Annotated in this window: 13 protein-coding genes and 1 pseudogene; 8 read left to right on the top strand and 6 right to left on the bottom strand. The window is 71.8% G+C overall.

Annotated features, from left to right (window positions below; all coding sequences use genetic code 11):
• Positions 1-11 precede the first annotated feature (11 nt).
• Complete coding sequence (locus DY218_RS15575; RefSeq protein ID WP_128556622.1) at positions 12-1,124, bottom strand: DUF4037 domain-containing protein; 1,113 nt, start codon at positions 1,122-1,124, stop codon at positions 12-14.
• Between the two features lie 93 nt (positions 1,125-1,217).
• Positions 1,218-1,622, bottom strand: coding sequence for a hypothetical protein (locus tag DY218_RS15570; protein ID WP_128556621.1), 405 nt, complete (start codon positions 1,620-1,622; stop codon positions 1,218-1,220).
• A 202-nt stretch (positions 1,623-1,824) separates the two neighbouring features.
• On the opposite strand from DY218_RS15570, the gene DY218_RS15565 reads away from it, so the two are divergent.
• The 3 genes from DY218_RS15565 to DY218_RS15555 all read left to right on the top strand — a co-directional run bounded on the left by DY218_RS15565 (position 1,825) and on the right by DY218_RS15555 (position 5,215).
• Positions 1,825-3,654, top strand: coding sequence for a CocE/NonD family hydrolase (locus tag DY218_RS15565; RefSeq protein WP_128556620.1), 1,830 nt, complete (start codon positions 1,825-1,827; stop codon positions 3,652-3,654).
• A 196-nt stretch (positions 3,655-3,850) separates the two neighbouring features.
• On the top strand, positions 3,851-4,099 hold the full coding sequence (locus DY218_RS15560) for a LapA family protein (protein WP_128556619.1): 249 nt from the start codon (positions 3,851-3,853) through the stop codon (positions 4,097-4,099).
• Between the two features lie 75 nt (positions 4,100-4,174).
• Complete coding sequence (locus DY218_RS15555; RefSeq protein ID WP_128556618.1) at positions 4,175-5,215, top strand: NAD(P)-dependent alcohol dehydrogenase; 1,041 nt, start codon at positions 4,175-4,177, stop codon at positions 5,213-5,215.
• Positions 5,216-5,242: 27 nt separating this feature from the next.
• Here the strand turns inward: DY218_RS15555 and DY218_RS15550 are convergent, their stop codons facing one another.
• The gene (locus DY218_RS15550) at positions 5,243-5,596 is read right to left on the bottom strand and encodes a VOC family protein (RefSeq protein ID WP_128556617.1); all 354 of its coding nucleotides are present in this window, start codon (positions 5,594-5,596) and stop codon (positions 5,243-5,245) included.
• Between the two features lie 217 nt (positions 5,597-5,813).
• Between DY218_RS15550 and DY218_RS15545 the strand changes: the two genes are divergently transcribed.
• Positions 5,814-6,620, top strand: coding sequence for a GvpL/GvpF family gas vesicle protein (locus DY218_RS15545; RefSeq protein ID WP_128556616.1), 807 nt, complete (start codon positions 5,814-5,816; stop codon positions 6,618-6,620).
• A 133-nt stretch (positions 6,621-6,753) separates the two neighbouring features.
• On the opposite strand, the gene DY218_RS15540 is transcribed toward DY218_RS15545, so the two are convergent.
• Together DY218_RS15540 and DY218_RS15535 are read right to left on the bottom strand one after the other, a co-directional pair.
• The gene (locus DY218_RS15540) at positions 6,754-8,022 is read right to left on the bottom strand and encodes a cytochrome P450 family protein (RefSeq protein ID WP_128556615.1); all 1,269 of its coding nucleotides are present in this window, start codon (positions 8,020-8,022) and stop codon (positions 6,754-6,756) included.
• 95 nt (positions 8,023-8,117) lie between these two features.
• Positions 8,118-8,972: a patatin-like phospholipase family protein gene (locus tag DY218_RS15535; RefSeq protein ID WP_128556614.1), complete on the bottom strand. Its 855-nt coding sequence runs from the start codon at positions 8,970-8,972 to the stop codon at positions 8,118-8,120.
• 156 nt (positions 8,973-9,128) lie between these two features.
• Here DY218_RS15535 and DY218_RS15530 point away from each other — a divergent pair, with 156 nt between their 5' ends.
• From DY218_RS15530 to DY218_RS15520, 3 genes and pseudogenes are all read left to right on the top strand, one after another.
• Positions 9,129-9,923, top strand: coding sequence for a TetR/AcrR family transcriptional regulator (locus DY218_RS15530; RefSeq protein ID WP_128556613.1), 795 nt, complete (start codon positions 9,129-9,131; stop codon positions 9,921-9,923).
• 190 nt (positions 9,924-10,113) lie between these two features.
• A pseudogene (locus tag DY218_RS35845) lies at positions 10,114-10,467 on the top strand (protein kinase domain-containing protein); the annotation flags it as partial.
• Positions 10,468-10,699: 232 nt separating this feature from the next.
• Positions 10,700-11,230 carry a hypothetical protein gene (locus tag DY218_RS15520; RefSeq protein ID WP_128556612.1) on the top strand — a complete coding sequence of 177 codons (531 nt, stop codon included), beginning with the start codon at positions 10,700-10,702 and terminating at the stop codon, positions 11,228-11,230.
• A 54-nt stretch (positions 11,231-11,284) separates the two neighbouring features.
• Here DY218_RS15520 and DY218_RS15515 read toward each other — a convergent pair whose 3' ends face one another.
• The gene (locus DY218_RS15515) at positions 11,285-12,106 is read right to left on the bottom strand and encodes a class I SAM-dependent methyltransferase (protein WP_128556611.1); all 822 of its coding nucleotides are present in this window, start codon (positions 12,104-12,106) and stop codon (positions 11,285-11,287) included.
• Positions 12,107-12,295: 189 nt separating this feature from the next.
• Between DY218_RS15515 and DY218_RS15510 the strand changes: the two genes are divergently transcribed.
• On the top strand, positions 12,296-13,924 hold the full coding sequence (locus DY218_RS15510) for an ATP-binding cassette domain-containing protein (RefSeq protein ID WP_128556610.1): 1,629 nt from the start codon (positions 12,296-12,298) through the stop codon (positions 13,922-13,924).
• Positions 13,925-13,956 lie beyond the last annotated feature (32 nt).

The raw sequence follows: 13,956 nt of genomic DNA, 5'->3' as shown, positions 1-13,956 counted from the left end.
GTCGGCGGCGGTCAACTCCCACTCGTGCGGAGGGCGTTCACCACCGCGCGGGCTCGTTCCGGATGGGCCAGGATGTCAGTGCTGTCCACGAACTGGTCGACCGCGCCGGTCGGCGGCAGCGCTCGCACCGCCGGGTCCTCGATACGGGACACCAGCGCGGCAGCGAAGCGCTCGGCGTGCAACACGCGGTACGGACGGCTGTGGTATGGGCGGGTGTGCGGGTCGACCGGGTCGGTGACGCCCAGCCGATTGTGTGCGACTGCGATCGTCTCGTACGCCCGGGCCAGCTGTTGCTCCCGTACCTCGTGCGTGGTCGCGGCGAGGGTCGCTGTCAGGTGCCCGGTGAGCTCCGATGCCACGGCCGTCCGCGCGAAGGCGCTGCCCAACCACTTGCTGTACGGCGGATGGTGACGGTCCATCAAGATGCCGAGCCGCATCAGGTCGCGCACCAGGCGGGCGGCCACCACCGCCGAGCCCAGCTCGTCGCCCACCTCGCCGCAGCGTCCGACGAACGCCTCCTCCTGGGAGATCCGCTGCCACTGACAGGCGAGCACGTACAGCCAGACGTCACGCGGGTAGCGTGCCAGCGCGGCCCGCGCGGACGACACGGTCCCGAGCCCGTCGTGGAAGACCGCACCCGACGTGACCTCGGCGAGCCGCTGGGTGGGGGTCGACAGCCAGTCTGCGGTCGTGGGGCCGGCTACCGGGTCGAAGCCGAGCTGCTCGATGAACCAGCGGCCGGGAGTGCTGATCTCCACTCGGTGGCGTACTGGCCCGTCCGTCTCTGCCATCACGCCGATTTCGCCGTCGCCCGTGGTCGCGAAATGGGTCGGGTGCCCGTGGAAGGTCTTCGGCAGTCCTTCGGCCAGTGCGTTGTCGATGCGGGCGCCGTGACGGTCCAGATCAGGGGCGGACAGGAACAGTTGCAGGCGCGGACCCCACTCGTGGTCGGCGGAGCGCGGGGTGTCGAAGCCGAGCACCTCTGAGCCGCCGCCGAGCCGTGCGGCGCAGTGGACGACACCAGGCACCTCGGCCTCGACGAGGGGGAGCACGGCCTCCCGGTAGAAGCGCCGGGAGAGTTCGAGGCCGGGGGTGAACGGGGAGGAGGCGGTGGGTGCGGGCATGGGGACAGGGTGCTGTATCCGGGGCGTCGACGACTATGGAATTTCGTCGCGCCGGTTGCGGGCCCGTCGGACGGGTGACCCGGCAGGCGGGCGTCAGGCGGACCGCTGCCGCCGTCCGCGGCGGTACTGGCTCTTCAGCGTCAGGATCGTGGCGGTGCAGGCCAGTGGGCCGGATGCGGACAGCCAGTTGCCGTCGGTCAGGTTGATCGCGGAGGTCAGGAGCAGGAAGGCGCAGAGCGCTGTGGTGCTGTACTGCCAGGTGCGGGTGGAGCGGATGTCGCGGCCGTTCAGGGCTCGCAGGGTGAGAGTCAGGGTGAGCAGCCAGATGAGCGCCGTGAGGGCCAGTGCCGCGGCGGCCCACCAGCGCAGACCCGCGCCGAGCAGTACCCCCGTGGCCAGCGGTGGTGTGACACCCAGGCAGATCAGGAGCGCTTTGCCGCGGCGGCTGCGCCAGGTGCGTTCCAGCCGTCCGAGCTGCTCGTTCTTGGTCAGGTCCACGTTCCCCGGCCCCCCCCCACGGTGGTGAACTCCCTTGGCGTACTGCCGGGTTGCCGGTGCCCGCCGCCGGTCAGCGTACATCCCGCATCTCGTTCGACAAACATCGCGCACGACCGTTGACCGCTGTACGACGGGTGCCACAGCATGGGCGCGGCTCCAGACTTACCAGTTGGTAAGAAAATCTCGGTGTGGAGGTTTCCGCGTGTCCTCAGCCTCGTCCGCCGCCCGCAGCGGCGTCCCGTCCCGTGTCCGCAAACCGCTGGGCGCGGCACTCGGCGCCGCGCTCGTGGCGCCCCTCATCGCGGCCGCTCCGGCCGCCGCGGCCGACCCGGGTTCGGGTGAATTCACCGTCACCGCCCTGGAGTTCACCGTGGACGCGGGCGGCACCACCTGCACCGTGGAGGCGGACCTCTACCGCCCGGCCGGCGTCGACCGCGAGCATCCCGCGCCCGCCGTGCTCACCACCAACGGCTTCGGCGGCAGCAAGGCGGACGGCTCCACCGACGCCTCGGCGAAGGCCTTCGCCGCCCGCGGGTACGTCGCCCTCGCCTACTCCGGCCTCGGCTTCGGCAAGACCGGCTGCCCCATCTCGCTCGACTCCCCGGACATCGACGGCCGGGCCGCCTCGGGGCTCGTCGACTTCCTCGCCGGCAGCCGGGCCGCCGACGACGGAACCGAGGTCGACTACGTCACCCAGGACGCCGCCGGCGACCCGCGCGTCGGCATGATCGGCGGATCGTACGGCGGTGCCATCCAACTGGCCACCGCCGCACGGGATCACCGCGTGGACGCCCTGGTCCCGATGATCACCTGGAACGACCTGGCGTACTCGCTGGACCCGAACAACGCCGCCCAGCACACCGGTGTCTCCTCCGACACACCGGGCGCGTACAAACTGCAGTGGGCCAACGGCTTCTTCCTGATGGGTGAGGCGCAGGGACTCCTCAACCCGAGCCTCGACCCGTCCCGCCTGGGCGGCGCCGGCTGTCTGCACTTCGTCGCTGGAGCCTGCGAGACCAAGCGCCTGCTCGACAGCGGCCGTTACCCCGAGGACCGCACCCGGCAGATGCTCGACTACGCCCGCAGCGTGTCCCCCGTCTCGTACCTGGACCGGGTGGAGGCGCCGACCCTGCTCGTCCAGGGACAGGCCGACACGCTCTTCAACCTCAACGAGGCCGAGGCCACCTACCGGACGCTGAAGGAGCAGGGCACCACCGTCCGCATGATCTGGCAGTCCTGGGGCCACAGCGGCGGCCTCACCGACCCCGCCTCCGGTGAACTCAACCTCGGCGAGGGCAACTTGGAGACCTCGTACACCGGACGGCGGATCCTGGACTGGTTCGAGAAGTATCTGCGCGGCGACGAGAACGCGGACACCGGGCCCGGCTTCGCGTACTACCGCGACTGGCAGCCCGCGGACTCGGCGTACGCGACCGCCGATGACGTGCCGGCCCGCAACCGCAGCCTCTATCTGTCCGGCGACGGCAAACTCGTCGACGACCGCAGCAAGGTCGCACGCGGCGCCCGCGAGTACCGCAATCGGCTCCTGCCCACCAGCCACTCGGAGAGCTCGCTCGCCGGCCTCATCGGCCTGCCCGATCCGGCGCCGCGCGACGCCGAGGGCACTCACCTCGACTGGACCAGCGAGCCGCTCACCGAGGACACCGACGTGGTCGGCGCACCCGAGGCCACCCTGCAGGTCCACTCGCCGAAGACCGAACGGGTCCAGAACTCCGGCGACGCCGCCGACAAGCTGGTGCTCTTCGCCAAGCTCTACGACATCGGCCCGGACGGCAGGAAGACGCTGGTCCACCGGCTCGTGGCACCGGCGAGGGTGCCCGATGTGACCGAGCCCTTCACGGTGCAGCTGCCGGGCGTCGTGCACCGGTACGCCAAGGGGCACCGGCTGCAGTTCGTGGTCGCCGCCAGCGACGACGCGTACTACGGCAACAAGGGCATCAAGCCCGTCACGGTCACCAGCAAACCCTCGGACACCGGAGTGCTGCGGCTGCCGGTGGTGAACCAGGGCTAGCGTCTGTCCGATCTTCGCCGGGGCCACGGCGCCCGGCACGGCCCGCGTGTCACTCGAACGGCGCAGTCCGCCGGCGCCGCCGCCGTGATGACACCGGGGCCGTGCCGGTCCGCCGTGCGGGATGTCCGGCGGCTGCCCATCCTGGAGCAGAGGATGGGCAGCCATCGGGCTGCGTCGCGGCGGAAGGGCGGCCCCTATGAGTCCCAAGAGCTCCACGAAGAGCAGCGCCGGCGAGGGCGGACGCACGTCGACCCTCTTCACTCCCACCCGTATCGGCGTCGCCGCACTCGGTGTGCTCGGTCTCGTCTTCATCTTCGAGAACACCAGACACACCAAGATCCGCCTGATCATCCCCGAGGTCACCATGCCGCTGTGGAGCGCGCTCCTGATCACCGGCCTCATCGGCGCGCTCTGCGGGGCGTACTTCGCGCGACGCCGCAGCTGAGCGGCGCGCCGGGCGACTTCGATGACCGGCGCGGGGCACCCGTACGTCTGCTGTCTTCACCACGAGGAGCACGTCATGAAGGCCGTTCAGTACCGGACCGTCGGAGGGACGCCCGAGGTCGTGGAGGTGCCGGTCCCGGAGCCGGGCCCGGGACAGATCCTGCTGAAGGTCACGGCCGCCGGTGTCTGCCACTCGGACATCGCCGTGATGAGCTGGACCGCCGATCAACTGCCCTTCCCGCTGCCGCTCACCCTCGGTCACGAGGGCGCGGGCATCGTCGAGGCCCTCGGCGCCGGCGTCCGGGGCATCACCGAGGGCGGTACGTACGCGGTCTACGGACCATGGGGCTGCGGCGCCTGCCCGACCTGCGCACAGGGCAAGGAGAACTACTGTCCGCGCGCCGCGGACCTGGGCATCCGGCCGCCGGGCCTGGGCGCGCCCGGAGCGCTCGCCGAGTACATGATCGTCGACGACGCCCGGCACCTGGTGCCGCTCGACGGGCTCGACGCCGTGCAGTCGGTGCCCCTCACGGACGCCGGACTCACCCCGTACCACGCGGTCAAGGGCGCCCTGCCCAAGCTGGTGCCCGGCAGTACCGCCGTCGTCATCGGCACCGGCGGGCTCGGGCACGTCGCCATCCAGCTGCTGCGCGCCCTCGCCCCGTCCCGGGTGGTCGCCCTCGACGTCACGGAGGAGAAGCTCGAGCTCGCCGGACAGGTCGGCGCGCACGAGACCCTGCTGTCGGACGAGGGCGCGGCGGACGAGATCCGCCGCATCACCGGCGGCCGTGGCGCGGAGGCCGTCTTCGACTTCGTGGGCGCCTCACCGACGGTGGCCATCGCGACGGCCTGCGCCGCCGTGGAGAGCGACATCACCATCGTGGGCATCGGCGGCGGCGCGGCCCTGGTCGGCTTCGGGGTGACGCCGTACGACGCCGCGGTGCGCGCACCGTACTGGGGCAGCCGCTCCGAGCTGTACGAGGTGCTCGACCTGGCGCGGTCCGGAGCGGTCGACGTACACGTGGAGACATACGGGATCGACGAGGCGCCGCAGGTCTACGAGCGGCTGCACGAGGGCAGGATCAACGGCCGCGCGGTGATCCTTCCGCACGGCTGACCCGTCCCGCCCCGGCGGTCGGACCGCTCAGGCCCCGGCCTTGCGGTCGGCGTACTCGAAGACCGAGCCGTCCGGGTGCAGCGCGATCAGGGTGCGCCCGGCCGGAGTCGCGACCGGGCCCGCGACGATCTGCGCACCCGAGGCGCTGAGCACCGCGCCGGCCTCGTCGATGTCCGCCACCGCGATCGTCGCCGCCACCTTGCGCAGCACATCGATCTCCGCGGCCGGACCGCTCATCAGCAGAAAGCAGCCGACAGCGGCCACGGACACGCCGCCCCGGTCGAACCGGTGTGCCTGGGCGCCCGCGAGTCGTTCGTAGAACGCGACCGAAGCGTCCAGGTCATCGACGCAGATGCGCAGTGTCGTTCCCAGAATCTCCATGGCCGCGAGCCTAGTTGGCGCAGCCCGGACGCGTGATCGTTTCGGCGGACCGGGAAGGCGACGACGCCCGCGCGACCACTGCCGTCAACCCCGTGCCCGTCCGATGCATCGCCGAGCCGCCCGCGGGGAACGCACTGGGGGCAGGGGCGGCCGGAGCGGCCACCCTGCGCTCCGTCGGCAGTTTGAAGACAGGCCCTAGGGCGAGGAGTAGCGGGACATGGGCGACGAGCTGCGCTATCTGTATGCCGTGTGCAGGCCGTTCGAGGCTCCTCTGCAGGCCGAGTTGAGCGGTGTCACCGGCGCGCCGGTGCGGACGCTGCGGCACGGTGGTCTGGTCGCCGTGGTCAGTGCGGTGCCCCGGCGGGCCTTCGCCGCGGCCGAGTTGCGCACCGGGCACGACTTCGCCGGCACGCCGCTGACGTCCCCGGGCCCGGCCGACCTCGTGCAGACCGCCGGTCACCAGGGCACGGGCCCGCCCGCCCGCCACCTGCCCGCCGATCCCGGGGCGCGGGACGAACTCACCCGCGCCCACCGCTCGGTGATCGACGCACTGACCACCGTCACCAGCCCCGTACCGCTGCCGATCGGCACTGTGCTGCCCGACGACAGCGGTGTCCGCGCACTGCTCGAAGCCGACGGTGCACGTCTGCGGGATGCGCTGGACCGGCTCGACGGCCGCGTCGAATGGGGTGTCACCGCCCAACTCGACGCGCCGGCAGGCGAGTTCACAACTGGAAGGAGTGCCGAGGGCGAACGGACGGCGGCCGCCCGGGCGTTCGGCGAGCGACTGCACGCCCTGCTCGCCCGGCATGCGGATGCCACCCGCACCCGCGCCGTCGACCCGGCGGCCGGCCGCGGGGCCCGAGTGCTCGACGCCAGCTATCTCGTGCCGCGGCAGTCCAGCGAGGCGTTCGTGGAGCTCGTGGACCGCACGGGCGGCCAACAACCCCACGTACGCATCGACTTGACCGGACCTCGCGCGGGCTACTCCTTCGCGGACGACCCGGCGGCGGCCGGCACCTGACGCCGGGCGACGCGGTCCGGCACCCCCGTGCGCCGGCGCCGGACCCTGTTCGTCCCAACTGGCGTTGCGGCAGGGTGTATCGGTCGACAGTGGCCCGCGATTTCCCGTTGCCCTGAGAGCTGGTGACGCTACGTCAGAAACGGTCCCGGGCGGGGCGTACGGGAGCCGGAGCGAGGCGTACGGGCAGTGCGGTCAGGCCGCGGAGCAGGGTGCTGGTGCGCCAGGTGAGTGCGGCGGGGTCGACGGCCGGTTCCAGGCCCGGGTGGCGGGTCAGGAGGCGGCGCACGGCGATCGTGGCCTCGGCGCGGGCGAGGGGCGCGCCGAGGCAGTGGTGCGTGCCATGGCCGAAGCCGAGGTGGCCGGGGCGCCGGGTGATGTCGAACTCGTGCGGTCGGGGGTGCCGTCGTGGGTCGCGAGAGGCCGCGGCGAGCGAGACGAGCACCGCGTCGCCCGCCGGAATCGGGGTGCCGGCGAGGGTGAGCGGCTCGGCGGCGAAACGGAACGCCGTCGAATGCACCGGCGAGTTGTAGCGCAGGGCCTCCTCCACGGCGGACGCGGTGAGCCCGGGGTCGGCCTCGAGCCGGGCGAGTTGCGCGGGGTGGGCGAGCAGACTGTGCACCGTGGCCGAGATCAGATTGACGGTCGTCTCGTGCCCGGCGACGAGCAGCAGGAAGACCATGCCGAGGAGTTCCTCGGTGGTGAGGCGGGCCTCCGATTCGCGGGCGCAGGCGGCCGGTTCGGGGGAGTCGTCCGCGGCCGCGGCCAGTCGGCCGAGCAGCGTGTCGGGCCCCGGGTGGGCGCGGCTGAAGCCGATCAGTTCGGTCAGGCGCCGGGTGAGCCGGTCCCCGGCTGCGGCGGCGGCCTCGGGGGAGGTGGGCATGACCAGTTCGTTGGACCAGGCGTGGACCAGGGCGTGGTCCGCGGCAGGCACGCCGAGCAGTTCGCAGATCACCGTGACGGGCAACGGCAGGGCGAACCCTCCTACGAGATCCGCCGTGCCGTCCCCGTCCTGGGGCAGTGCGTCGAGCAGTTCGTCGGTGACGGCCTCGATCCGCGGGCGCAGCCCGGCGATCCGTCCGGGGGTGAAGTGCCCGGCGACGAGCCGGCGGAGCCGCGTGTGCTGCGGTGGGTCGCTCTGCAGCATGTTGCGCCCGATGGCATGGCCGCCGTCGGACTCCCAGGATGCCGAGTGCCGGATGTCGTTGCGCAGCCGCGGGTCGGTGAGTGCGCTGCGGGCCGCGTCGTAGGTGACGACGTACCAGCAGTCGCCGCTGCCGGGTATGTGGACACGGTGCACGGGCCCTTCGGCTTGGAGTCTGGTGTAGATGGGGTAGGGGTCGGCGGCCAAGTCGACGCCGGGCGGCGCGAGTTCGTGCAGGGTGGGGGCTTCGGGGGTGGGCATGGGAGTCCTCCGGTACGGCTGCTCGGCGGGATGTGTGCCTGCGTGCTTCTTGTACTGTCGCGGGGCTCGGGCGGGTTCGGGCTCGTCGTCTCGCCTCAGACCCGGAGGGATTCCCGCAGCCGGGCCGCCTCGGCGATCGCCTGTCGGTGTCCCGCGCGGGCGGCCGGGGCCTGCCGTCGGTAGTCCGTCAGATCCCGGCCCATCGCACGGCGCGACTGCTCGTCCGGCGAGATCAGGCCGACCGACGTACCGGACGCGGCGAGCGCCGCCGCCTCCTGCCGTACGCCGGGGTGCGGTCCCGGCGCGGACGGGATCGGCGCCACCACCAGGGCCCGCCGGTGGCCATCGGCGAGCACCGGATTGGTGGTGGAGCGGGTGCCGCCGTTCAGCCGGCGGCGGCCGTCCGCGGTGATCGGCGGCCGGACGAGCGGCACGGCACAACCGGCGGCGACCGCGGCGACGAGCGGAACCCCGCTGTCCGCGTCGAATGCATGCACACCTCCGGTCAGCGCGTCGACCGCCGTCAGGCGCAGCCGGCCCGCCGGCCACTCCCGTACGCCCCTGAGGAACTCGCCCACCGTGTCCAGGACTTCGGCCTCCGGCACGGTCCGCGCCCGCAGGGCCGCACGGCCGAGCCGGCGCGCGGCACGCGCGGAGTCCCGCGCGGACAGCGCGGCGAGCAGGAAGCGGAGTGTCTGGCCGGCGGTGACGCGCAGGACGATCCGGTCGGCGCCGGTGAGCCGACGTTCGTAGAGCCCGGCGGGGGACTCGCCGGCCAGCAGGCGGGTGCCGAAGAGGGCGCCGGCCGAGGTCCCGACGACGGTGTCCGCGTCCGAGGGTTCGATGCCCGCCTCGGCGAGTCCGGCGAGCACGCCCGCCATCCAGGCCGCGCCGACGGGGCCGCCGCCACCCAGTACCAGAGCCGTACCGGCCGTCCGCCCGTTGCTCATCCGCTCGCCTCCAGCGTAAATGGGGAGTGCTCCCCGTTTTGGTCGACGGTAACATCCGAACGGGGAGTGGTCCCCGGTTGGGGCCGGCAGGTCGGCAGGACCGGAAAGGTCGGCAGGGCCGGCAAGGTCGGCAAGGTCACGACGAGGAGGACGCCGATGGCGCAGGACGTACGGGGTGCTGAGGGCGGTCCTGCCGCGGCGCCGCGCAGGCGCGATGCCCGCCGCAACCGGGAGCGGCTGGTCGCCGCGGCGCGCGAGATCTTCGGCTCGGAAGGCCTCGAGGCGCCGCTCGACCTGATCGCGCGGCGCGCGGTCGTGGGCAATGCGACCCTCTACCGGCACTTCCCGGACCGGGCGGCCCTGATCGGTGCGGTCTTCGAGGACTCACTGGCCGGAGTGACCGCGGCGGGGGAGGAGGCTCGGGCGAACCCTGACGTCTGGTCGGGCCTCACGGGCTACCTCGACGCGGTGTTCGCCGTCCTGGCCGGCGACCGCGGAACCAACGACCTGATGACCACGCGACTGCAGGGCATCGAGGCCTTGGACGCGATCCATGTCCACAACGCCGCGACGCTCGACGAGTTGCTCGGGCGGGGCCGGCGGGACGGCGTGGTACGTGACGACGTGACGACGGAGGACGTGCTGTTCACCCTCGCGGCCCTCGGCCGCGCGGTCCCGGCCCTGACGGCAGCGGCCGGCCCCGACGCGTGGCGCCGCCCCCTCGCCCTCGTCCTCGCGGGCCTGGGTCCGGGCGCGCCCGGGCTCCCCGGAGCACCTCTCTCGGCGAGTGAACTCACGGATACGCTTGCGGGGTTGGGGCCCCATCGTCCGGCCTCCTCGGCCGGAGGTTCCACCGGTGCCCGCAGCCCGTCCGGTACCAATTCCAGTGCGTCCGGCACCAATTCCAGGCCGTCCGGGGGTCCCACCCGGACGAAGTCTGGGGGAGTTTGAGGACATCCTTCGGCCGGAGGCCGAGCGCACGGCTTCCAGAACTCCGCCCCGCACTCCTCCTCCCTCCCCGAGCCCTCGGCTTCTTCCAAGCTCTCGGCTCTCCTTCCGGAGACCTTCGTTGATCGGCTCTCGGCAAATCGCTGTGGCCCTACGCTGAGGGCCGGCATTGCTTGGTCATCGGGGGTGGCAGATGCAGCGCGGAGACCTGATCGCGGGGCGGTACGAGTTGATCAAGCGGCTCGGGCGCGGCGGGATGGGCGAGGTGTGGGCCGGCCGGGACCGGATGCTGCACCGCGATGTGGCGGTCAAGACGCTGGTACTGGACGAGGCGACGCATGCGGACCTGCCACGGCGGTTCGAGCGCGAGGCCGTGGCCGCTGCGCAGATCAACCATCCGAACGTGGCCGCCCTGTACGACCGAGGGATCCAGGGGGACCTGTGGTTCCTGGTCATGGAGCAGGTCGACGGTGCCGACCTGGCGGAGCACATTCGTGACGAGAGCCCCATGGACGTGGGCCGTGCCCTGCGGATCGCAAAGGACATCTGCGCTGCTCTGGTCGCCGCGCACCGGGCACAGGTCATCCACTACGACATCAAGCCGTCAGAACCGCGACGGTCGTCTGGAGGTTTTTGTCCGAGGCACGGACAACGCCCTCTGGCACATCTGGCAGACCGCGCCCAACGGCGTCTGGGCCCCGGAGTGGACCTCCCGAGGCGGTGTTCTTCGAAGCTGCCCCGCGGTCTTCCAGAACCGCGACGGTCGTCTGGAAGTCTTCGTGCGAGGCAGGGACCATGCGCTGTGGCACATCTGGCAGACCGCTCCCGACAGCGGTTGGAGCCAGTGGGCCTCACGCGGTGGAGAGTTGAGTGCCGACCCGGCGGTCTTCAGGAATCGGGAGGGTCGCCTGGAAGTCTTCGCCATCGCGCCCGACCTCACCCTGCGACACATCTGGCAGCTCACTCCCGACGGCAGCTGGACGGAGAACTGGGTCGACCGCGGCGGAAGTTGCATCGGAGTCCCCGCCGTCTTCCAGGAAGCCGACGGCCGACTGCGTGTCCTGGTTCGCGGCACCGACCTCGCCGTCTGGAGCATCGAACAGCAGCCCTCGAACCTCACCTGGGGTACCTGGACGTCACTCGGCGGAAGTTTCGCCGACGACCCGCGACTCGGCCGCAACGCCGACGGCCGTCTGGAGGTCTTCGCCACCGGCACGGACCACACTCTCCGGCACAAGTGGGAGACAGCCCCGAACAACGGATGGACCCAGACCTGGACCTCCCGTGGCGGCAGCCTCATGATCTTCTGAGTGAGCACCGCGGAGACGCGGCACGATGCGTGAGCGGGGCGCTCTCGCCCCTACTCAGAACTCCCCCTGGCGGCGGCACAGAACTTCACCATGGAGGACCGAGAACCACCCGTCCGCCGCCGCCCCCCACTCGCGCCACGCCGCCGCGATCGCATCGAGCTCCGCGGTCGTGGCGTGACCACCCTCCACCGCACGCTGGGCGTACGAAGAGAGCTGTGTGCGGTCGGCCCACAGCTCGCTCCACCACTCCCGCTCCTCGGGTGTGGCGAAGCACCACGTGGACGAGGTGGCGGTGATGTCCTCGAAACCCGCCTGCAGGGCCCAGGACTTGAGCATCCGCCCCGCGTCCGGCTCCCCGCCGGACGTGCGCGCGACCCGCTCGTACAGATCGAGCCAGCCGTCCAGACCGGCCGGCCGCGGATACCAGGTCATCGCCGCATAGTCCGAATCGCGCACGGCGACCAGACCGCCGGGCCGTACCACCCGGCGCATCTCCCGCAGCGCCTGCACCGGATCGCCCACGTGCTGCAGCACCTGATGGGCATGCACGACATCGAACGACCCTTCCGCGTAAGGCAGTTGATGCACGTCCGCCTCGCCGAACGTGACGTTCGTGAGGCCTCGGCCGGCCGCCGTGGCGCGTGCCTGACCGAGTATGTCCGGGGCGTACTCGACGCCGGTGACGTGCCCGTCCGGGACCAGCGCGGCGAGGTCCGCGGTGATCGTGCCCGGGCCGCAGCCGACGTCCAGGACCGTGGCGTCGGGGCGCAGTTCGGCGAGCAGGTACGCGGCGGAATTGGCCGCGGTGCGCCAGGTGTGCGAGCGCAGCACGGACTCGTGGTGCCCGTGCGTGTACACGGCGGTCTCCTCAGGCATGGCGATCTCCGTCGATCGTGGTTCCGCCGGACCGCCATGGCCCGGCCGTGCCACGAACCGTACGCCGATCACCCGCATAGTGAGATACATATCTCATAATGCGGGCAATAGGTTGCGGTGAGCAGCCCGGCAGGAGGCCCAGGAGAATTCGTTTGCCCCGGTCACGGCCGCCCTTGACAATGCGTAACCATGGGACATCTGGAAGCCGCGCACCTCGAGTACTACCTGCCCGACGGGAGGCCGCTGCTCGGCGACATCTCGTTCCGGGTGGGCGAGGGCGCGGTGGTCGCCCTGGTCGGGCCGAACGGCGCGGGCAAGACGACCCTGCTGCGCCTGCTCGCCGGCGAGCTGCAGCCGCACGGCGGCACCGTCACCGTCGGCGGTGGCCTCGGTGTGATGCCGCAGTTCGTCGGCTCGGTGCGGGACGAGACCACCGTGCGGGACCTGCTCGTCTCGGTGGCACCGCCCCGCATCCGGCAGGCCGCCGAGGCCGTGGACGCCGCCGAGCACCTGATCATGACGGTCGACGACGAAGCGGCCCAGCTCAAGTACGCCCAGGCGCTTGCCGATTGGGCCGAGGCGCGCGGGTACGAGGCCGAGACGCTCTGGGACATGTGCACCACGGCGGCCCTCGGCATCCCGTACGAGAAGGCCCAGTGGCGCGAGGTGCGCACGCTCAGCGGGGGTGAGCAGAAGCGCCTCGTACTGGAGTCGCTGCTGCGCGGCACCGACCAGGTCCTGCTGCTCGACGAACCGGACAACTACCTGGACGTACCGGGGAAGCGCTGGCTCGAGGAGCGGCTCGCCGAGACCCGCAAGACCGTCCTGTTCGTCTCGCACGACCGCGAACTCCTCGCGCGGGCGGCGGAGAAGATCGTCAGCGTCGAGCCGAGCCCGGCGGGCTCCGACGTCTGGGTGCACGGCGGCGGCTTCGCGACGTACCACGAGGCGCGGCAGGAGCGGTTCGCGCGCTTCGAGGAACTGCGTCGGCGCTGGGACGAGAAGCACGCCCAGCTCAAGCGGCTGGTTCTGGACATGCAGCAGTACGCCGCGCGCAGCGACGAGATGGCGTCCCGCTATCAGGCGGCGAAGACCCGGCTGAGGAAGTTCGAGGAGGCCGGCCCGCCGCCGGAGCCGCCGCGAAAGCAGGAGATCACCATGCGGCTGCACGGCGGCCGCACCGGGGTGCGGGCCGTCACCTGCAAGCAGCTCGAGCTCACCGGCCTGATGAAACCCTTCGACCTGGAGGTCTTCTACGGCGAGCGGGTCGCGGTCCTCGGCTCCAACGGCTCGGGCAAGTCCCACTTCCTGCGGCTGCTCGCGGGCGACGACGTCCGGCACGCAGGCGAGTGGAAGCTCGGTGCGCGGGTGGTGCCCGGGCACTTCGCGCAGACGCATGCGCACCCCGAGCTGTTCGACCGTACGCTGCTCGACATTCTCTGGCGTGAGCACGCGAAGGACCGTGGCGCGGCGATGTCACGGCTGCGGCGTTACGAGCTCACGGGGCAGGCGGAGCAGCGCTTCGACCGGCTCTCCGGTGGCCAGCAGGCGCGGTTCCAGGTCCTGCTGCTCGAACTGCAGGGCTGCACGGCGCTGTTGCTCGACGAGCCCACGGACAACCTCGACCTGGAGTCGGCGGAGGCGCTGCAGGAGGGGCTCGAGGCGTTCCAGGGCACGGTGCTTGCGGTCACGCATGACCGGTGGTTTGCGAAGTCCTTCGACCGGTATCTGGTGTTCGGGGCGGACGGGCGGGTTCGCGAGACGCGGGAGCCGGTTTGGGACGAGCGGCGGGTCAGGTTCAGCCGCGCCGGCGGTTAGTTCGGCTCCTCCGGCGGTTAATTCAGCCCCTC

Source organism: Streptomyces triticagri (assembly GCF_003429565.1).
GTDB classification, from domain to species: Bacteria; Actinomycetota; Actinomycetes; order Streptomycetales; family Streptomycetaceae; genus Streptomyces; species Streptomyces triticagri.
This window is presented reverse-complemented; position numbering and strand designations above follow the sequence as displayed.

Coding starts and splice junctions, on each gene's coding strand:
- DY218_RS15575 (WP_128556622.1), bottom strand. CDS start 1,124: ATGCCCGCACCCACCGCCTCCTCCCCGTTCACCCCCGGCCTCGAACTC.
- DY218_RS15560 (WP_128556619.1), top strand. CDS start 3,851: ATGAGTCCCAAGAGCTCCACGAAGAGCAGCGCCGGCGAGGGCGGACGC.
- DY218_RS15555 (WP_128556618.1), top strand. CDS start 4,175: ATGAAGGCCGTTCAGTACCGGACCGTCGGAGGGACGCCCGAGGTCGTG.
- DY218_RS15550 (WP_128556617.1), bottom strand. CDS start 5,596: ATGGAGATTCTGGGAACGACACTGCGCATCTGCGTCGATGACCTGGAC.
- DY218_RS15545 (WP_128556616.1), top strand. CDS start 5,814: ATGGGCGACGAGCTGCGCTATCTGTATGCCGTGTGCAGGCCGTTCGAG.
- DY218_RS15540 (WP_128556615.1), bottom strand. CDS start 8,022: ATGCCCACCCCCGAAGCCCCCACCCTGCACGAACTCGCGCCGCCCGGC.
- DY218_RS15535 (WP_128556614.1), bottom strand. CDS start 8,972: ATGAGCAACGGGCGGACGGCCGGTACGGCTCTGGTACTGGGTGGCGGC.
- DY218_RS15530 (WP_128556613.1), top strand. CDS start 9,129: ATGGCGCAGGACGTACGGGGTGCTGAGGGCGGTCCTGCCGCGGCGCCG.
- DY218_RS15515 (WP_128556611.1), bottom strand. CDS start 12,106: ATGCCTGAGGAGACCGCCGTGTACACGCACGGGCACCACGAGTCCGTG.
- DY218_RS15510 (WP_128556610.1), top strand. CDS start 12,296: ATGGGACATCTGGAAGCCGCGCACCTCGAGTACTACCTGCCCGACGGG.